This window comes from Agrobacterium sp. 22117, assembly GCF_052045735.1.
Lineage (GTDB): Bacteria > Pseudomonadota > Alphaproteobacteria > Rhizobiales > Rhizobiaceae > Agrobacterium > Agrobacterium cavarae.
Window position 1 is genome coordinate 215990 of the sequence record NZ_JBQEPP010000002.1, and the last position, 18649, is coordinate 234638.

Annotated in this window: 15 protein-coding genes; 5 read left to right on the forward strand and 10 right to left on the reverse strand. The window is 59.9% G+C overall.

Annotated features, from left to right (window positions below):
* Window positions 1-9: 9 nt before the first annotated feature.
* The gene (galU, locus tag ACTJKV_RS05405; RefSeq protein ID WP_062427889.1) at window positions 10-900 is read left to right on the forward strand and encodes a UTP--glucose-1-phosphate uridylyltransferase GalU; all 891 of its coding nucleotides are present in this window, start codon (window positions 10-12) and stop codon (window positions 898-900) included.
* 317 nt (window positions 901-1217) lie between these two features.
* On the opposite strand, the gene ACTJKV_RS05410 is transcribed toward galU, so the two are convergent.
* Window positions 1218-2786, reverse strand: coding sequence for a surface lipoprotein assembly modifier (locus ACTJKV_RS05410; RefSeq protein WP_274103108.1), 1569 nt, complete (start codon window positions 2784-2786; stop codon window positions 1218-1220).
* 152 nt (window positions 2787-2938) lie between these two features.
* On the opposite strand from ACTJKV_RS05410, the gene ACTJKV_RS05415 reads away from it, so the two are divergent.
* A complete protein-coding gene (locus ACTJKV_RS05415; protein WP_274103109.1) occupies window positions 2939-3934 on the forward strand; it encodes a KpsF/GutQ family sugar-phosphate isomerase in 996 nt (331 codons plus the stop codon).
* Here the strand turns inward: ACTJKV_RS05415 and ACTJKV_RS05420 are convergent.
* On the reverse strand, window positions 3864-4904 hold the full coding sequence (locus ACTJKV_RS05420; protein ID WP_274103110.1) for a DMT family transporter: 1041 nt from the start codon (window positions 4902-4904) through the stop codon (window positions 3864-3866). The two genes, ACTJKV_RS05415 and ACTJKV_RS05420, sit on opposite strands and share 71 nt — an antisense overlap.
* 62 nt (window positions 4905-4966) lie before the next feature.
* Between ACTJKV_RS05420 and ACTJKV_RS05425 the strand changes: the two genes are divergently transcribed.
* Entirely contained in the window at window positions 4967-5578 is a 612-nt protein-coding gene (locus ACTJKV_RS05425) for a TetR family transcriptional regulator C-terminal domain-containing protein (protein ID WP_274103112.1), read from the forward strand.
* Window positions 5579-5684: 106 nt separating this feature from the next.
* Here ACTJKV_RS05425 and ACTJKV_RS05430 read toward each other — a convergent pair whose 3' ends face one another.
* The 6 genes from ACTJKV_RS05430 to ACTJKV_RS05455 form a co-directional block, all read right to left on the reverse strand.
* A complete protein-coding gene (locus ACTJKV_RS05430) occupies window positions 5685-6149 on the reverse strand; it encodes an NfeD family protein (RefSeq protein WP_274103113.1) in 465 nt (154 codons plus the stop codon).
* A 1-nt stretch (window position 6150) separates the two neighbouring features.
* Complete coding sequence (locus tag ACTJKV_RS05435) at window positions 6151-7206, reverse strand: SPFH domain-containing protein (RefSeq protein WP_112953627.1); 1056 nt, start codon at window positions 7204-7206, stop codon at window positions 6151-6153.
* Window positions 7207-7249: 43 nt separating this feature from the next.
* Window positions 7250-8299, reverse strand: coding sequence for a ferrochelatase (gene hemH, locus ACTJKV_RS05440; protein ID WP_274103115.1), 1050 nt, complete (start codon window positions 8297-8299; stop codon window positions 7250-7252).
* A gap of 501 nt (window positions 8300-8800) precedes the next feature.
* Complete coding sequence (locus ACTJKV_RS05445; protein ID WP_274103116.1) at window positions 8801-10783, reverse strand: 5'-nucleotidase C-terminal domain-containing protein; 1983 nt, start codon at window positions 10781-10783, stop codon at window positions 8801-8803.
* 210 nt (window positions 10784-10993) lie between these two features.
* Complete coding sequence (omp10, locus tag ACTJKV_RS05450; protein WP_062439721.1) at window positions 10994-11362, reverse strand: outer membrane lipoprotein Omp10; 369 nt, start codon at window positions 11360-11362, stop codon at window positions 10994-10996.
* Between the two features lie 194 nt (window positions 11363-11556).
* Complete coding sequence (locus ACTJKV_RS05455) at window positions 11557-12999, reverse strand: homospermidine synthase (RefSeq protein WP_333631144.1); 1443 nt, start codon at window positions 12997-12999, stop codon at window positions 11557-11559.
* A 242-nt stretch (window positions 13000-13241) separates the two neighbouring features.
* Here ACTJKV_RS05455 and ACTJKV_RS05460 point away from each other — a divergent pair, with 242 nt between their 5' ends.
* On the forward strand, window positions 13242-14150 hold the full coding sequence (locus ACTJKV_RS05460) for a sensor domain-containing diguanylate cyclase (protein WP_111849683.1): 909 nt from the start codon (window positions 13242-13244) through the stop codon (window positions 14148-14150).
* Window positions 14151-14157: 7 nt separating this feature from the next.
* Here the strand turns inward: ACTJKV_RS05460 and ACTJKV_RS05465 are convergent, their stop codons facing one another.
* Both ACTJKV_RS05465 and ACTJKV_RS05470 read right to left on the reverse strand, forming a co-directional pair.
* Entirely contained in the window at window positions 14158-14793 is a 636-nt protein-coding gene (locus ACTJKV_RS05465; RefSeq protein ID WP_113266696.1) for an aminotransferase class IV, read from the reverse strand.
* 96 nt (window positions 14794-14889) lie between these two features.
* Entirely contained in the window at window positions 14890-16740 is a 1851-nt protein-coding gene (locus ACTJKV_RS05470; protein WP_113266697.1) for a M3 family oligoendopeptidase, read from the reverse strand.
* Window positions 16741-16910: 170 nt separating this feature from the next.
* On the opposite strand from ACTJKV_RS05470, the gene ACTJKV_RS05475 reads away from it, so the two are divergent.
* Complete coding sequence (locus ACTJKV_RS05475; protein WP_440598519.1) at window positions 16911-18458, forward strand: sigma-54-dependent transcriptional regulator; 1548 nt, start codon at window positions 16911-16913, stop codon at window positions 18456-18458.
* Window positions 18459-18649 lie beyond the last annotated feature (191 nt).

Here is an 18649-nt window from a genome sequence, read left to right on the forward strand (position 1 = left end):
GAGGGATGTGTGGTAGAAAAAAAGAAAATTCGGAAAGCGGTCTTTCCGGTGGCTGGCCTTGGCACTCGTTTCCTGCCGGCAACCAAAGCTGTTCCGAAGGAAATGCTCACCGTCGTTGACAAGCCGGTCATCCAATATGTGGTGGACGAAGCGGCTGAGGCTGGTATCGAGCATTTCGTATTCGTGACGGGACGCGGCAAGGGTGTGATCGAAGACTATTTCGATATCCAGTTCGAACTGGAGCAGATGCTGCGCGAGCGCAACAAGAACGCCGAACTGACGCTGCTGACGAACATTCTGCCCAAGGCCGGCACGGCCAGCTTCACCCGCCAGCAGGTTCCGCTCGGTCTTGGCCATGCGGTCTGGTGCGCCCGTGACATCGTCGGCGACGAGCCTTTTGCTGTTCTTCTGCCCGACATGATCATGACCGGCGACAACAAGTCCTGCCTCAAGGGCATGGTTGAACTCTACGATCAGAGCGGCGGCAACGTTCTGGCGGTCGAAGAATGCGCACCGGAACTCGCCCATCGTTACGGCATCGTCGCGCCTGGCGAAGAGATCGGCAACGGTTTCCGCATCACCGACATGGTGGAAAAGCCTGCCAAGGGCACGCAGCCATCGAATTACTTCATCAATGGCCGCTACATCCTTCAGCCGGAAATCTTCACGCTTCTGGAAACGCAGGAGCGCGGTGCCGGCAATGAGATCCAGCTGACCGACAGCATGCTGAAGCTTTTGAAGCAGCAGGACTTCACCGCCTATCCGTTCCGCGGCGAGACCTACGACACCGGCGCCAAGGATGGCTTCATTCTGGCAAACCTCGCTTTCGCCCTGCAGCGCGAGGACATCCGTCCGCTGATCGAAGGCCCGCTGAAGGACATCATCGCCAAGATGGGCTGATGACCGGATAACTCTCGCCCTGCCATGTCGGACTTGGTCTCACGTGGCGGGGGAGGCATCGGTTCTGAAAAACGTCGATCCCGGCCTCGTGCCGGGATTTGTTTTTGTGGCACAGGCCCAAACTTGTCGGGCGAGGCGGTGGGGCTCGTTCAGTCAAACCAAGTCTTTGGTCTGAAAAGACCTTTCTCGCCGCGCAGACGCGCGTCGGCTGGATTCCTGTGACAAGCACAGGAATGAGGGTGCAAACGAGAGCTATCGCTCATTAAACCGGACAGCAGTGGGTCAAGCTGAAGGATGACCCTGACAACACCAACGTCCTATCGCTTGAGCGTCAGACCGGCACCGATGCGCCAATTGTGGTTGTTGGTCACGGGCGTGGTGTCGTAGCTGACGTCGGTGGTGAAATCGAGGTAGCGGTTGATATTCCAGGTCAGACCGGCGCCAAGCGTATATTTCGTTTCGTCCCTGATGCTGGAGGTCTGGAAGTTGCGCCGCTCCAGTCCGGTCGTCAGCCGTGCCACGAGATCATAGCGCAATTGCTGAATCAGGCCGATGGTCAACTGACGCGTCACCCAGCCGCCCTCCGGGCCGCCGGCAAAGTCTTCAATGTCCGTCTTCAGGCCGAAGTTGACGTCCGTTCCGCGCATTGGCGACCAGGTGAGGGTGCCATCGGTGGTCAGCGCGTTGACGGATGCCAGGCGGCTATCGTCATAGTCGCGCCGCAGAAGACCGACGGCGACTTCGCCGCGCCACTTCTCGCCAAGATCGATCTGCGTTCCGACCTTCGCGCCATAGGAGACGGAGGAGCGCTGGTAGCCGGTTCTGTCGGTCTTCTGGTCGTAGGAGCTGAGCGCCCCTGTCGCTTCCAGGAAGGGAATGAGGGCGGGCGACACTTCATAGCCGACACGGCCGCGGATGGCGGCACCTGCGCGATCGCGGTCGGACAGGCTGATCGGCTGGCCGTTGAGCCCCTTGGCGTCGGTGTAGACGGTGCGCGACAGATCGAGTGCGGCGAGCGTCTTGACGAGGGCGACATTGTGCTCGACCGACGCGCCGGTGGTGAAGAGGTGCTCGCCACCCTGCACCGCCGCACCGGTAATGGCGTTCGGATCGGTGGTGTCCTCGCGGCTGAAGGTGTAGCCGGCTTTCAGCCTGGCTGTGGTCTGGTCGGCCAGATCGAGGCGCAGTTCGGCCTGCACATTGGCGCTCGGGCTTTCGCCCGCGCTGCTGCCGCCGAGATTGCGCTCATAGATCCCTTCGCCGGTGACGGTGAGCGCATGGCGGGACCAGTCGCTCGTCAAGGTGCCGCGGATACCGGTCGCCAGATAATTGCGGTTGGTCGATCCCGTGGCAAATGTCTTGTTCTCATGGTTGATCGTCTGGCTGATGGACGGACGCAGCGTCAGCGTGCCGATACGGATGCCGGGCGCGGTGCCATCATCGATCGCAACCTTTTCGCCGCCATCGAGCGTCGTCTCATAGGTGTTTTCCCGCCGATCAACCGGCTCAATCGCTTCATCGACAGGCTCCGCCACGGCGCTGCCAGGATCGACGCTTGTGCGCGTGCCGTTCGTGGTCGTTGTGCCGGTGGTTGGCCGTGGAGTTGGAACGACGGTCGCGGCAGGCGTCGGGTTCTGGCCGGAGGCCGGATCGTTGGCATAAGGGTCGGCGCTTTGCAGCCCGGCAGGCTGCACCGGCGTGTTCCGATCCGTATTCTGTCCGGTATTCTGGCCCGTGTTCTGACCTCTATTCTGCCCGAGCGTCTGCGCTTGCGCCGGCAGGGGCAAGGCGAGCGAGAGAGACGCGCACAGCGACAGGCAGGCCGGCAGAGCGGCGGCTGCTCTGCGCAACGTCGTTTGACGTAGCGCGGTGCTGTGAGAGGTCATGCGTTTCACCCGGTTCGGTATCTTGGTTACCCAAAGGTAAAATCGCATGGTTAATATCTGGTTGATTATGCGCCCTCTTTCGGCTCACCATCAGGGGTAGGAGCGGATTTCGCCAATAGACAGGCAAAGGCGAAAATAGTAACAGTCGCGCCATGACCACGAGATCTGCTGCCCTGACCGAAAACAACGCCATCGAGTCTGCGCTGAGAACCGTTTCGATTGAGCGGAACGGGCTGGCGGCGCTGGAGACTGCGCTTTCTGGAGAGCTTGGCGACGCCTTTGCCGAAGCCGTAGATGTGATCGGCAACATCACCGGGCGGCTGATCATCACCGGTGTTGGCAAAAGCGGCCATATCGGTGCCAAGCTTGCGGCCACCTTCGCCTCCACCGGCACGCCTGCCTTCTTCGTGCATGCGGCGGAAGCCAATCATGGCGATCTTGGCATGATCGGCGGCAATGATGTGGTGCTGGCGATCTCCAAGGGCGGCGAAAGTGCCGAGCTTCGCAGCATCATCAATTACACCCGCCGCTTTGCCATTCCGCTGATTGCACTGACCTGCGCCAAGGGTGGATCATTGGCGAAAGCCTCCGATATCGTCCTTCTGATGCCGGATGAGGAAGAAGCCTGCCCGCACAGGCTGGCGCCGACCACATCCACCTTGATGCAGCTGGCGCTTGGCGATGCGCTGGCGATTGCGCTTCTGGAAGCACGCAAATTTACCGCTGGCGATTTCCGCGTGTTTCATCCCGGCGGAAAGCTCGGTGCCAGCCTGACGCTCGTCGGCGACATCATGCACACCGGCGATCGCGTGCCGCTGGTGGCGCAGGGCACCCCGATGGCCGAGGCGATCCGGGTTCTGGCGCAGAAGCATTTCGGCTGCGTGGCGGTTCTCGATGAAGATGGCCGCCTTTGCGGCATCGTCACCGAGGGCGACATGGCGCGCAACCTGACGCGCAATCTGGCGGAACTGACGGTGGACGACATCATGACCCGGACGCCGAAGACCGTGACGAAAGAGGTTCTGGCAACGGCGGCACTCGCCACGCTCGAGAAGCACCATATCGGCTCGCTGATCGTCATCGACGCCGACAAGCGGCCGATCGGCCTCGTTCACTTCCACGATCTGCTTCGGATCGGCGTGGCCTGATCCATGCCATCGCAGGCTTGCGTCTGTTGCCGTAAAGGGTGAGCAGGAGACCCGCCGAGACAATCAGCGTTGCCCCCATCACGGTTTGGAGGGTGGGCACGTCTCCAAATATCAGAAAGCCCAGAATGCTGACCCAGATGAGGCTCTGATATTCCAACGGCGCCAGCAGAGACGCCGGCGCAAGACGATAGCCTTCCAGGAACAGCAGCTGCGCGAGCACGATCTCTATCCCCAGGATCGCGCACATGCCGATTTCGAACCAGCTGGCTGGCATGGTCCAGTCCATCAGCAGGCCGCTGACCAGACAAAAGACGAGACCCGTCGTCAGCAACTGCGCCTGCGTGCTCTCCCTCGTCGCAGCCTTGCGGGTGTAGACAACCGTAAGGGCCCAGAACAGGCCGGAAGCAAAAGCAAGGAGCGTTGGCGCGAGGTTGAGGGAACCGGCTGGATTGGCGGCGATCACCGTGCCGATCATCCCCATGACGACCGCTGCCCAGCTTGCCCTTCCCACCTTTTCGCCGAGGATCGGTATGGAGAGGACGACGATGATCAGCGGGGCTGTGGCGTAAAGCGTCGTGACCTGTCCAAGCGGCATAAGCTTGGCCGCCGCGAAGAAACAAAAGGTGCAGGCGATTTGAAACAGTGCCCTCAGCGCCGTCGCCCACTTATAGGGGCTCTTGATGACCTCCCGGCACGCGGCAGGCTTTATCACGAGGGCACCAAGCACCATCGCGAAGCTGCGGATGAAGATGAGCTGCCATACGCCGAACAGGTCTCCCATCCACGCCATAGTGGCATAATGCATTGAGTACATCATGTAGGAGCCGCAGACCAGGATGATGCCGAGTGCGGTTTTCTCGCGGGTGGTCGTCACCCCTGACGGCGCGGCGGTTTCCTCGCGCGCATGCAGACATTGAGGTGCAGCAGGACCTTCGCGAGGGGTGTTGGGTATGATGGTTTCATTTGACATCGGCCACCTACAAACCCCTTAATGCCTCAATGTGAATCAGATAGTAGACCGGTCGTCTAGTTATGGCACGAGAGAATGCGACACGACACAAGCTTATTTGCGAAGGGCTGAAACGCCTGATGGCGCATGGCTATGAGGGGGTGGGTATCGGGCCGATCCTTGCCAGTGTGGATGTTCCCAAGGGCTCCTTCTATCACTTCTTCAAAAGCAAGGACGATTTCGTCGGCGCGATCATCGAGCATTACGCCGAGATTTGGGATGGGCGGCGCAAAGACATCTTTGCCGATGAGAGGCTGAGTTTTCTGGAACGTCTTGATGCCTATCTTGCGGTGCTTGAAGGGACGATCCAGGAGGAGCATCCAGCAGGCGGTTGTCTGCTTGGCGTCTTGGGACAGACCATTTCAGGCCGAAGTGCCATGCTGCGCGCGAAGCTCGCTGAGGCTTACCGTTCCTGGGAAAACAGCATCGCAAGCGTCCTCCAGGAGGCGGAGAAGGCTGGAGAGTTGAGGGCGGGTATCGATCCGCAAATGGCTGCTGTTGAGCTGATCGACGCTTATGAGGGTGCGATCATCCGCGTCAAGCTCAACGATGATCTGGAAGCCTTCGCGCGTTTTCGAAAATTGGCGATCGCCAAATTGCGTCGTGACCGCGATGAGCAGGTCTGCAGCGCATAGAGCCAGCCGAAGGCGACAAATCGGCCAACATCAGCCTCATGTCATCGCCCGAGAGCGTTTCCAGTCGACACGAGAACGCCCTGGTGGCTTAACGCCTTGAACGGAGTCAGCCCTCAGCCCTCTCCACCGTCAGGGTGCGGCCATGGGCCGAGGCGATGCGCACGCGTGTGCCGGCGGGCTGGTCGGTGCCTTGCACGGGCCACCAAGTGTCATCCAGACGAATGCGGCCGCGGCCTTCGGTGATCGGCTCCTGAAGGGTGGCCGTGCGGCCGATGAGGCTTGCCTCGCGCTGGTTGAGGAAGGGTTCGTCGGTTGTCGCATGCCTGCGGTCATAGTAGCGGCGACCGGCAATAGCGAAGACGACGGAAAGTGCTGCAAAGAGCAGGAGCTGGATCTGCCAGCCCCAGAAGCCCATGTCCCACAGCGCCAGAGACAGCGCGCCAACCACCAGGGCAGCCGCGCCAATCCAGATCAGGAACACGCCGGGGGCCGCCAGTTCCGCTACCAGCAGGATGGCCGCCAGCAGCCACCAGCTCCAGGGACCGAGATCGGCGACGAGTTTCTGGATCATGTCACTTGTCCGTCGGGCCGGCGAAAGGGTTGGGCACGGTCACGTTGATCGTCTGGCCGCTGGGGCGATTGGATGGCGGAACGGAGGAACGGCTTGTCGTGGCGCGTGGAGCAGGCGGCGGTGTCGTGCCGTCATTGTCCCTGCCGAAGACCTCACGGGCAATGGCGCCGATGCCGCCGAGCGAGCCGATCAGCGAGGAGGCTTCCATCGGCATCAGCACGATCTTGGAATTGGTCGCCTTGCCGATATCGGCCAGCGCCTCGGTGTATTTCTGGGCGATGAAGTAGTTGATGGCGTGGATATCGCCGGCGGCAATCGCTTCCGAAACCATGCGGGTCGCATTGGCTTCGGCTTCTGCCAGACGTTCACGCGCCTCGGCATCGCGGAAGGCGGCTTCGCGCTGGCCTTCGGCTTCCAGAATGGCCGATTGCTTGGCACCTTCGGCACGCAGGATCTGCGCGTTACGCGAACCTTCGGCCTCCAGAACCTGGGCGCGCTTCTCACGCTCGGCCTTCATCTGGCGGGCCATGGAGGTGACCAGATCCTTCGGCGGCGCAATATCCTTGATTTCGATGCGCGTGACCTTGATTCCCCAGGGGCCGACGGCTTCATCGACGACGCGTAGCAGGCGGTCATTGATCGCATCGCGGTTGGACAGAAGCTCGTCGAGATCCATCGAGCCCATGACGGAACGAATATTGGTCATGGTCAGGTTCTGGATGGCGAATTCCAGATTGGCGATCTGGTAGGCGGCCTGGGCGGCGTTCAGCACCTGATAGAAGGCCACCGCATCGGACGACACGCTGGCATTGTCCTTGGTGATGACTTCCTGGGTCGGAATATCCAGCACCTGCTCCATCACATTCATGCGTGCGCCGATCCGCTCGATGAAGGGGGTGATGATGTTGAGGCCGGGCTCCAGCGTGCGGGTGTAGCGACCGAAGCGCTCCACCGTATAGCGGTATCCCTGCGGCACGGTCTTGATACCGGCAACCAGCGTCAGGATGACAAGAACAACCGCCGCAATGACAAAAATATCGAAACCGCTCAAGTCCATTCCTGCTCTCCTGTTCAATCACCGGGCGAAAGAGCGGGTGGGATCAGACCCAGCCCTGCAACTCCTTGCGCACAACTTTTTCGAGAACCCGCATACCATCCGCACTGTCGTTGAGGCAAGGAATATGGGTGAACTTCTCGCCGCCATGGTGGAGGAAGCTCTCGCCCGCTTCGCCGGCAATTTCTTCCAAAGTCTCAAGACAATCGGAAACGAAGCCGGGGTTCATCACGGCAATGCGCTTGACGCCTTCGCTTGCGAGCCTCTCCACCGTCTTGTCGGTATAGGGCTGCAACCACTCTTCCGGTCCGAAGCGAGACTGGAAGGTGATGAGGAAGCGGTCCTTGTCCAGCCCCAGCTTTTCGCGCAGCAGGCGACCGGTCTTCATGCACTGGCAGTGATAGGGATCGCCCTTCCTGAAGTAGGATTGCGGAATGCCGTGGAAGGACGCGATCAGCTTTTCCGGCTCCCAATCCAGCGTTGCCAGATGGGTCTTTACCGAGCTGGCGAGCGCATCGATATAGGTTTCGTCGTCGTGATAGGGCGGCACGGTGCGAAGTGCCGGCTGCCAGCGCATCTTCATCAGATGCTCGAAGGCCTTGTCGTTGACGGTGGCCGTGGTCGCGGCGGCATATTGCGGGTAGAGCGGGAAGAGCAGGATCTTCTCGCACCCCTCGGCCTTCAGTGCATCGATCTTGGAGGCGATCGAGGGCTGGCCATAACGCATGCCCCAATCGACCACCACATTCGGCAGGTCGGTCAGCGCCTTTGCCATCAGCTCGGACTGGTTGCGGGTATAGGTGCGCAGGTAGCTTTCGTTCTTCTCGTGGTTCCAGATTTCCTCATAGGCCTTGCCGACCTTTTGCGGGCGCTTGTTCAGCACGATGCCGTAGAGGATCGGATACCAGAAGAGACGGGACCATTCGATCACGCGCTTGTCGCTCAAGAACTCCGCGAGGTAGCGGCGCATGGATTTGTAATCCGTGCCATCGGGCGTGCCGAGATTGACGAGAAGAACGCCGACCTTGCCGAAGGAAACCTTCGGATGGTCCTTGGGCAGGTGGCTTGCGGGGAAAGTGGTGATGTCTGCGGCCATTAACTTGTCCTGAACTCTCATGAATCGCGGAAGACTACGTCCGCGCGCGCAACGTGGATCAACCTTTAGACTATCATTCCCTCGATCTGAATTGATTTCTGAGAACGGGCGCGTGGCATATCAGCGCGATGCGGGACGATTGAGCGGTTGACGCCCCGTTGCTAGGGCCGCGACTTTGGCGTTGTTCCTCGCGGGCACTCGTAAGCCCGTGAGGAGATAGATCCTCGGGTCAAGCCCGAGGATGACGCGCAGGAGGGGTAGTATCCCGCTTGGCAAGATCGGCGAAACAGGCAATCCGGTTAAAGGTCCTAAGATCGGCGGATGGTCCATTGTGAATCTCGGACGACGAAAACCTCTCGACCGTCATCCTCGGGCTCGACCCGAGGATCCATCTTTTCAATGGCTTGCGGGTGATCATGTCCACCCTCGGCCCGGGGACGAGTGGAAAACCAAAAGCCGGCCCGCAATGCGAACCGGCTCTTGTCATCAATCAACCAAAGATCAGTTGGCCGGGATGGTCAGCTCTTCGCCCACCTCAATGTGGTTGGGACGACGCAGCTCGTTGGCTTCGGCGATCTTCTTCCAGTCGATGCCCTTGCCGTATTTTTCCTCGGCGATCTTCCACAGCGAGTCGCCCTTGGTGACGACGTATTTTGCTGCCGCGGTGGCGGCTGCCGGTGCGGATGGCGTTGTTGTGGAAGGAGCGGCAGGTGCGGCGGTAGACGGCGCTGGTGTGGCCGGTGCCGGCGTTGCCGGTGCTGGCGTGGCGGGAGCCGGGGTTGCAGGAGCAGCAGGAGCCTGAGCCGTGGTGGCCGGAGCGGGTGCTGCCGGTGCCGGTGCGGCGGGCTGCTTTGGCGGGGCGACGTAACCGGCAGGCGTTGCGTCTACGATACGGCCATCGGTGTAGGGCTTGTAAGGGCTGTGCGCGCCGATATAGGCGGCGACCGCATCTTCCAGGCTCGGTCCGAAGTCATAGGGGTTGATCGCGTTGGTGGCGAAGGTCTTGAAGCCGTCGCCGCCGGTGCGGGTATAGTTGTTGGTCACGACGCCATAGGTCTTTTCCGGGTCGAGCTTGACGAAGTTGTCGCCTTCCTTGACTTCGACGGAGACAATGCGGCTTCCGGCAGGCTTGGAGCGGTCGAAGGTGTATTTCAGGCCCGACGCCTGGACGAAGCGACCCGCACCTTCTTCGATCTGGCTTGCGCCATTTTCGAGCGCGGCCTGAAGGTCGGCGCCCTTGATCTGGAAGGTGGCGATGGAGTTCTGGAACGGCAGAACCGTCAGAACTTCACCCATGGTGACCGGGCCGGCATCGATGGAGGCGCGAAGACCGCCACCGTTCTGGATGGCGATGGTGATGCCCTGATCCTTCACGCGGTCAAGCAGCGCGTCGGCAACGAGGTTGCCCATGGAGCATTCCTTGGCGCGGCAGACCTCACGCGAGCCGTCGATCGGGGCTTCGCTGACGCCAATTTCCTTCTTCTTCATCTCTTCCAGCGGTGCGGCAAGTTCTGCCACGCGCTTGTTGTAGGCATCATCCTGGGCAACGGCTGCGTCGAGCAACTTCGGTGCGCCGCTGACGGATTTTACCACGCCGTTATCGTCGAAGGTGACGGCGAGATCGCCGAGATATTTGGAATAGGCATAAGCGGTGACGACCGGAACATCGACGCCCGATGGGTTCTTGACCATGGTGGGATAAGGGCCGGCGGCCTTCGGGTCAGTGCTGGAGAGCAGCGTGTGGCTGTGGCCGCCGACGATCACGTCGATGCCATCCACTTCTCTCGCGATTTCCTGGTCGCGTACATAGCCGACATGCGAGAGCAGCACGATCTTGTTGACGCCCTGATCCTGCAGTTCCTTCACCGCGCCCTTGAGATAGGCGACCTCATCCTCGAAGGAGACCTTGTCGCCCGGAGAGGAGGTTTCGCCCGTATCGGTGGCGAGAACGGACACCACGCCGACCTTCTGGCCGCCCATGTCCTTGACGACATAGCCCTTGAACTTGTCCTTCAGTTCCGAGCCGTCGGCAATCTTGGTGTTGCCGGAAATGATCGGGAACTTGGCGGCGTTGATGAACTTCAGAAGTTCTGCCGGGCCGTCATCGAATTCATGGTTGCCGATTGCCATGGCGTCGAAGCCGATGCCGTTCATGAATTCGGCGACCGGTCCGCTCTTGTACTGCGTATAGAAGAGCGAGCCCTGAAACTGATCGCCGGCATCGAGAACCAGAATATTGGCGTTCGGTCCAAGCTCGGCGCGACGCGCATCGATCGCACCCTTCACCCGGGCGATGCCGCCAAAGCATTCTTTCTTCTCCGTCTCGGCAGCCGAGCAGGTGGAATCATATTTGTTGATCGGCTCGATGCGGGAATGAAGATCGTTGATATGCAGGATGTTGAGTTGATAATCGGCAAGTGCTGCACCCGCCGAAAGCGCGACCACGGACGCGGTCATCAGGCTAAATCTCAAAATCCTGTTCATCAGTCTCTCTCCTGTTGATGTCGTGCTTTTCGTTTCAGACCGTCCACATTCACAGCTAATGCAAGACTGTGACAGCCATTCGAAGGCATGTTTCCATCTTGAAGCATCTGCCGCAAGTAGAATTCTTGTGGTGGAGAGACAATAAAAAACGCGCGCTACACGCGCGCGTTGAATAAGAGATCGCTCTTTATTGGGGTGGGGCCTTTCGGCTCAGCCCTGGCGGGTCAGAGTGAACTGGCTGTTGGTGTCCGTCGTGCAGTTCAACTGACCGGGAGAAATCAGGGCGCAATTGACGCGCGACTGGGTGTTGCGCACCAGCGAGGTCATGTTGATCTCGTAAAGGGTGGGGGAGATCGCCACGTAGGTTCCGGATGCCAGAAGCGTGTTGGTGTCGGAGGAACGGGTGGAGAAGGATCCGTTCTGGAACGTGGAGACGATGCCGTTACGGTCGATCCAGCGGCCATCCACTGCGGGGCGCTGCGAAATCGACGGCATGGGCCGCATGGGGCTTGAGGCTGGAGCACAGGAAGAAACGGCAACTGCAGCCAACAGCAAGGCAACACTTGTCTTGAAATACATTATTCTTTTCTCCTGCGATTCTTCAGCCAATGGTTAATGACCATGGCGCGAGTTCCGGTTTATTGCAAGCGAACGACAGGCGATACACACCGGTTCCGGCATCGCACGACAAAACCGCAAGCGTGGCAAAACTGCATCAATGCGCAGTGGGACGCGCTCAGGTTTCGCCTGAGCGCCTTCCTTTCCATCAGGGCTCAGCGCACCAGAATGTTGCGGAACTGCCAGGGGTCGTCCTTGTCGATATCGTCCGGGAAGAAGCCGGGACGACCGTCCAGCGGCGTCCAGTCGGTGTAATGGCCTTCCACCGGGCCGAGATAGGGCTTCTGGATTTCGAGGCAGCGGCGATAATCCATCTCGTCAGCCTCGACGATGCCGACGTCCGGATTTTCCAGCGCCCAGACCATGCCGGCCAGAACCGCGGAACTGACCTGCAGACCGGTGGCATTCTGGTTGGGGGCAAGCTTGCGTGCCTGTTCGAGCGTCAGGCGCGAGCCATACCAGTAGGCGTTCTTCTCATGGCCGTAGAGGAGCACGCCGAGTTCATCGGCGCCATCGACCAGTTCGTCCTCCGTCAACACATGCTGCACGGCTTGCGCCTGTCCGCCATTGCCGAACATCTCATAGAGAGACAGAACCGCGTCGTTGCAGGGGTGGTAGGCATAGTGGCAGGTGGGGCGGAAGGCGACCTTGTCATCCTCGTCGCGCACGGTGAAATAGTCGGCAATCGAGATCGCCTCGTTGTGGGTGACGAGCAGGCCATATTGCGCGCCATGCGTTGGGCACCATGTGCGCACGCGGGTATCAGCACCGGGCTGCTCCAGATAGATGGCGGCCTTCGATCCCTTCTTGTGCTTCCTGGCGTTTTTCGGCTTCCACGTTTCGTGGCTGCCCCAACCAAGCTCGGCGGGCTGCAAGCCTTCGGCGATGAAGCCTTCCACCGACCAGGTGTTCCAGAAGGTGCCGAAGGGTTTGGGTTCGCGGGCGCGCTGCGTGTCGCGCTCGGCCACATGCACGCCCTTGACGCCAAGGGTCTGCATCAGCTTTGCCCAGCCCTCGCGGTCGCCGGTTTTCGGCTCCTCGATCTTTACGCCCATATCACTTGCCAGATTGACAAGCGCCTGCTTGACGAACCAGGAGACCATGCCGGGATTGGCGCCGCAGGTGGAAATGGCGGTCGTGCCGCCGGGATGTTTTTCCTTGGCTTTCAGCATGGTCTGGCGCAGCCGGTAATTGGTGCGGGCGGAATTGTCGGCCTTGTCGTCGAAGTAAAAGCCCGGCCATGGCTCAACGACGGTGTCGATATAGAGCACGTCATGCTTGCGGCAGAGCTTCATCAGATCGACGGAGGACGCATCCACCGACAGGTTGACGCAGAACCCGCCCTTGCCGCCTTCGACCAGCGGCGTCATCACGTCCTTGTAATTATCCTTGGTCAGATGGGTGCGGATGTGGCGAATGCCTTTCTCGGCCAGATCATCGGCGATGTCCTCGCGCGGATCGATGACCACGAGTTTCGTCCGGTCGAAGGTAAAGTGCCTTTCGATCAGCGGAAGCGTGCCACGGCCGATAGAGCCGAAACCGATCATGATGATGGGGCCGTTGATCTCCCCGTAGATCGGGTATGCAGCTTCCGTCATTTCAATTCCCTTCGTAAACTATGGTCTAAAACCAGATTATCCATTCGTATCAATAAAGTACAACCACATGACGCGAATATGAAGCACGTCTTCATTCTCTCTTTACTATCGAGAATGATGCATCCTTTCTCGCAATCGCAATTTTGACACGAGCCGATATAATTGTCTGCTAAATAAGCGGCCATGAGGGGCGCTGGCCGGATTTCAGGTGACGAATGTTCCGTCATGATGAGCACTCTTACATCGGCGGTCTTCTGGAGCGCGTGGCGGCGTTGCAAGACGTTACGCCTGTTCTTATCGCGCTCTACGATACGGAAGACCGTGTTCGCTATGCCAACCGGGCCTTTCGCGAAGCCTTCCATCTCTCCGAAGACAGCTTTCCCACCTGGGCCGAGATCATCCGTTTGAACTATCAGAACCGTCAGGGCCTGATCATCAATACGAGGGATTTCGAGGCCTGGCTTCTCTCCGCTCAATCGCGGCGCGGCAAGCAGGCCTTTCGCGGGCTCGAACTCGACATGCATGACGGGCGCTGGATCTGGATGACGGAGACGGTGGAAACGGATGGCTGGATGCTGTGCGTCGGCACCGACATCACCGCACTTCGCCAGAACCAGCGTAGCCTGCGGCAGGATCGCGACCTTGCGCTGCGCGCCGCGCAGACCGATGAACTGACCGGAACCTCCAATCGACGTTTCGTTTTCGCTCGCCTGGCAGCTCACGCCGAAAATGTCGACAAGGACATCGAGCCCCCGTTCGGCGTTTCCATCATCGATATCGATCTGTTCAAGGGGGTCAACGACCGCTTCGGTCATCAAGGTGGCGACGCGGTGCTGCGCGACTTCGTCAAGCTTGCCCATTCGACCATTCGCCGGCCGGATTATTTCGGCCGTGTCGGCGGCGAAGAGTTCATGCTCGTGATGCCACGGACGGGGCTGGAGGAATGCGCCTCGATCGTCGGACGCATTCTGGAAAAAGCGGCAGAGTCACGGCCCTTCGCAGACCATCCCGAATTCTCCTATAGCTGTTCGGCCGGCATTGCGCTCTACAAGGCGGGTGAGGGCAGCAACGAACTCTATCACCGGGCCGATCGGGCGCTCTATCTCGCCAAGCAGAATGGCCGCGCCCGGCTGGAATGGATCGTCAACTGAAACCGGATCAAACCAGTTCGGCCGGCACCAGCCCGTGCAGTGAATTGCCGACAAAAATCTTCCTGCCTTGCAGATCTTCGGGCTTCAGCGCCTGTCCGCGCGCCTTGCGGTCGCGGATAAGATCGGCGCGAAGGACGCCGGGCAGAATGCCGCTATCGAGCGGTGGGGTCAGCAACTGGCCGTCCGGGCCTTCGACGAAAAGGCTGGTGGCAGAGCCTTCGCAGATTTCGCCGCGCTCGTTAAGAAGCAGGACCTCGTCAGCCTCCTTGGATGAAAACTCAGCACGCGCGGCATCATAGGGTTCGCGCCGCGAGGATTTGTGCCGGTAGAATGTGTCGCTGGAATCGAGCCGGGTCTTTTCGGCGATCTTCAGCCGCCAGACGGCGTCCGGCGCAATCGGCTGAAAGGGCTCTGCGGCAATCTCCAGCTCGCCCTTGTAGTTCATCACCAGAGCGACCTTCATGGGGCCGTCGCCGTTCACGGTTGTCTTGAGTGCCGAGGCCGGATCTTTCGGCGGGCGAAAACCCAGTGCATCGGCAGACCGCAGCAGGCGGCGCAGATGCTGTTCCAGGCGCTGGAAGCCGCTTTGCGGCTCCCATCGCAATGTTTCCCTCAAGGTAAGGTCAGCGGGCTTGCGCTTCATGCTCCTGGTCCGTCTTCTGCATCTGTTCCGACGGGATATAAAAACCGGCGAAGCTTGTCCGAAATGGGAGCGTCGCCGATTTTTGTTGTCACGGTCTCATTTTGACGGCGCGTCGAGGGCTTCCAACTCGTCGATCAGGCCTTCAATCATCGACAGGCCCTTGCTCCAGAAGGAGGGGTCGGTCGCATCAAGGCCGAAGGGTTTCAGAAGCTCCGAATGGTGCTTGGTGCCGCCGGCCTTCAGAAGCTCGAAATACTTCGCCTGGAAGCCCTCGTCGGCATTCTGATAGACGGCATAGAGCGAGTTCACCAGGCAGTCGCCAAAGGCGTAGGCATAGACATAGAAGGGCGAGTGGATGAAGTGCGGGATATAGGTCCACCACGTCTCGTAACCTTCCGAAATGCGGATCGCCGGCCCGAGACTTTCTTCCTGCACCGATAGCCACAATTCACCGATCTGTTCGGCGGTTAGTTCACCCTCCTTGCGGGCGGTGTGCACCTTGCGCTCGAATTCGTAGAAGGCGATCTGTCGAACGACGGTGTTGATCATGTCTTCCACCTTGCGCGCCAGCATGGCCTTGCGCTCACGCGAATCGGTGGTGGCTTCCAGAAGCTTGCGGAAGGTCAGCATCTCGCCGAAGACCGAGGCCGTCTCGGCAAGGGTCAGCGGCGTGGCGCACATCAGCGCGCCCTGCTCACCGGCCAGAACCTGGTGCACGCCGTGGCCGAGCTCATGGGCAAGCGTCATCACGTCGCGCGGCTTGCCGAGATAATTGACCAGAACATATGGATGGGCGGAGGGCACGGTCGGATGGGCAAAGGCGCCCGGCGCCTTGCCGGGACGGGCGGGTGCATCGATCCATTCCTCATCGAAGAAGCGGCGGGCGATATCGGCCATTTCCGGGGCAAAGGCACCATAGGCAGAGAGCACCATATCCTTCGCGTCACCCCAGGGGATGATGGCGTTGGACGTATCTGGAAGCGGCGCGTTGCGATCCCAGTAGTTCATCTGCTCCATGCCAAGCCAGTTGGCCTTCATCTTGTAATAGCGATGTGACAGGCGCGGATAGGCCTCGCGCACGGCAGCCGCAAGCGCATCGACCACCTCGCGCTCAACGCGGTTTGCCAGATGGCGGCTATCGGCAATGTCTTCGAACTTGCGCCAGCGGTCGGAGATTTCCTTGTCCTTGGCGAGCGTGTTGGTGATCAGCGTGAAGACGCGCAAGTTGTCCTTGAAGGTGGCGCTGAGTGCGGCCGCCGCCTTGCGGCGCGTTTCCGGGTCCGGCTCCTGCAGCATGTTGAGCGTCGGCTCCAGAGCCAGGCTTTCGCCATCGATCTCGAAGCGAAGGTCGGTCATCGTTTCGTCAAAGAGGCGGTTGAAGGCGGCTGCACTCGTCATGGATTTCTCCAGGAACAGCTGCTCCAGGCTGTCATCCAGCTGATGCGGCTTATCCTTGCGCAGGTCCACCAGCCAAGGCTTGTAGTGCGCCGCAAGCGCATCCTTGTCGAATGCGGCATCGATCAGCGCATCATCGATGCGGTTGAGTTCCAGCGGGAAGAACAGAAGGTGCGAGGCAATATCGGTGAGCTTGGCCTGGGCATCGCCGTAGAGCTTTCCATTGGCCGGGTTCGACGTATCGGAAAAGTAGGTGAGGCCCGCAAAGGAACCGATGCGGCCGAGAATGTCGTCCAGCGCTTCATATTCCTTCAGGGCCGCACCGATGCCCTCATCGCCGGAACGGCTGGCGGCAGCTTCAAGCTTGCCCTTCCATTTCGTCTCGAATGCCTTGGCATCGCTCTCAGCCTTTTTCAGGTCGCCCTTGTATTCGGCAGAATCGACCGAGGGGTAAAGATCGGAGAGCTTCCAGACCGGCAGGTCGCCAAGGGCAGCGCTTGCGCTTTCGGCGGGAGAGAAGGCGGGCATGGGGGTCGATGTCGTCAAGGTCATGAAACGCGTCCTTTTTGTCTTCGCATCGAAGCATATGGGTGCCTTTGTTTCCTGTGGCAATGCTTAAAATGCAAGCAATTCTTACAACCCGATGTTGAAGTCTTGCGTGGCAAAGTCGAGCCAAAGAGCCTGCATGAGGCAGGTTCATAAACCGGAAACCGGAGCTCGAAATGACCGTTCACGTTCTCATTGTCGAAGATGATCCCGTCCAGCGCCGTGTGCTGAAACAGGCCGTGGAGCAGAATGGACATGCGTGCCTGCTGGCCGAGAGCGGCAAGGCGGGCCTTGGGATCTTGAAAACACGTGGGCCCGAGATCGGTGTCATCGTCATCGATCTGGCGATGCGCGGGCTGGACGGTCTTTCCTTCATTCAGGCGGTTCACGATCTCGGCATGGACGTTCCCGTTGTCGTCCAGACCGGGCAGGGCGGCATCGACGCGGTTGTGGAAGCCATGCGGGCGGGCGCCTTCGACTTCGTCGTCAAGCCAGTTTCGCCCGAACGTCTTGGCACGGCGATTGCCGGTGCGCTGAAATCCGATGATCCAAAGGGGCGCTCCCTGCGGCGCGCGCGCCATCAGCCGGTTGGGCTTGCCGATATCGTTTCGGCCAGTCCTGCGATGACACGCGTGGTGGATCTGGCAAAACGCGCCAGCCACTCCACCATTCCCGTGGTGCTGGAAGGCGAGGCGGGGGTCGGCAAGGAGATGATTGCACGCGCCATCCATGCGGGCAGCGAGCGGGCGACGAAGCCATTCGTGATTTTGAACTGCAGCGCGATTGCGCCTGAACTGATCGAGAACGCGCTATTTGGCGGCTCAACGATGGATGAAGGTGAGGCTGGGGAACGCCAGCAGGCCAAGTTCCTGGAGGCCGATGGCGGCACGCTGTTTATCGATGAGCTTGGTGACCTGCCGCTTGAGGTGCAGGTGAAGCTTCTGCGGGCAGCGCAAAGCGGAGAGATCGAAGCCGCCGGATCGTCCAGGCGCCGCAAGGTGAATGTGCGGCTGATTTCCGCCACGGCGAAGAATCTGATCGAAGAGGTGAAGGAAGGCCGCTTCCGCGAAGACCTCTATTACCGCCTCAATGTCTTCCCCATCACCATTCCGGCACTGCGCCGCCGCAAGGAAGACATTCCCTTCCTGGCGCGCACCTTTGCCGAGCGGTTCTCGCTTGAGCAGAAATTGCCGCAGTCGGTCGGCGTCAGTGCCGCAGCACTTGCGCTGCTGACCGCCTATGACTGGCCGGGCAACATCCGCCAGCTGGAAAATGCCGTCTTCCGTGCAGCCGTGCTGGCGCAGGGCCGTGAGCTGGCACCAAGCGATTTCGTCCAGATCGCCGCGCAGGTTCCAGGCTTCGAGGGCGATGCGCGAGAGACAGGCGCACACGCCGCGGATCGATCCGTGGCGGGAACCGCGCCTTCGCTGGTGGAGGTCAAGGCATCTGAAGCACCGGGTACGCATGGGACTGCAACCGAGGAGGCAGACGTGGAGAATGATGGCGTTTTTCCCAGCGGCAGTCTAATCGCCAGTACCGATGAGACCGGCAATGTGCGCACCATTGCCGAAATCGAAGAAGAGCTGATCCGGTTTGCCCTGCGATTCTACCGCGGACAGATGAGCCAAGTGGCGCGAAAACTGGACATCGGGCGCTCGACACTCTACCGTAAGTTGAAGGATTATGGCATTGATCCCGACAATCCGATGCATGACGCGGCATGACGATGAGGGTTGAAGCCTAAATTAGGCGTTGGCATTTTTGTTAACCCCTGAGCAAGGATATTCGCTTACCCTTCATAAACCTCTTGTTAGTTGTCTGTTCACTATATAGAGGAAGGTTGTATGTGTGTGGCAAATTTGCCATCGTGTCACCGTAATTGAGGTTCAAGTGGGACAATGTGACAAATTGTCTG

Bases quoted from the DNA above. Each gene is read 5' to 3' on its own strand.
- ACTJKV_RS05410 (WP_274103108.1), bottom strand. From the start codon at position 2,786: ATGACCTCTCACAGCACCGCGCTACGTCAAACGACGTTGCGCAGAGCA.
- ACTJKV_RS05455 (WP_333631144.1), bottom strand. From the start codon at position 12,999: ATGACGGAAGCTGCATACCCGATCTACGGGGAGATCAACGGCCCCATC.
- hemH (WP_274103115.1), bottom strand. From the start codon at position 8,299: ATGGCCGCAGACATCACCACTTTCCCCGCAAGCCACCTGCCCAAGGAC.
- ACTJKV_RS05415 (WP_274103109.1), top strand. From the start codon at position 2,939: ATGACCACGAGATCTGCTGCCCTGACCGAAAACAACGCCATCGAGTCT.
- omp10 (WP_062439721.1), bottom strand. From the start codon at position 11,362: ATGTATTTCAAGACAAGTGTTGCCTTGCTGTTGGCTGCAGTTGCCGTT.
- ACTJKV_RS05420 (WP_274103110.1), bottom strand. From the start codon at position 4,904: ATGTCAAATGAAACCATCATACCCAACACCCCTCGCGAAGGTCCTGCT.
- ACTJKV_RS05425 (WP_274103112.1), top strand. From the start codon at position 4,967: ATGGCACGAGAGAATGCGACACGACACAAGCTTATTTGCGAAGGGCTG.
- ACTJKV_RS05465 (WP_113266696.1), bottom strand. From the start codon at position 14,793: ATGAAGCGCAAGCCCGCTGACCTTACCTTGAGGGAAACATTGCGATGG.
- ACTJKV_RS05470 (WP_113266697.1), bottom strand. From the start codon at position 16,740: ATGACCTTGACGACATCGACCCCCATGCCCGCCTTCTCTCCCGCCGAA.
- ACTJKV_RS05430 (WP_274103113.1), bottom strand. From the start codon at position 6,149: ATGATCCAGAAACTCGTCGCCGATCTCGGTCCCTGGAGCTGGTGGCTG.
- ACTJKV_RS05475 (WP_440598519.1), top strand. From the start codon at position 16,911: ATGACCGTTCACGTTCTCATTGTCGAAGATGATCCCGTCCAGCGCCGT.
- ACTJKV_RS05435 (WP_112953627.1), bottom strand. From the start codon at position 7,206: ATGGACTTGAGCGGTTTCGATATTTTTGTCATTGCGGCGGTTGTTCTT.
- ACTJKV_RS05445 (WP_274103116.1), bottom strand. From the start codon at position 10,783: ATGAACAGGATTTTGAGATTTAGCCTGATGACCGCGTCCGTGGTCGCG.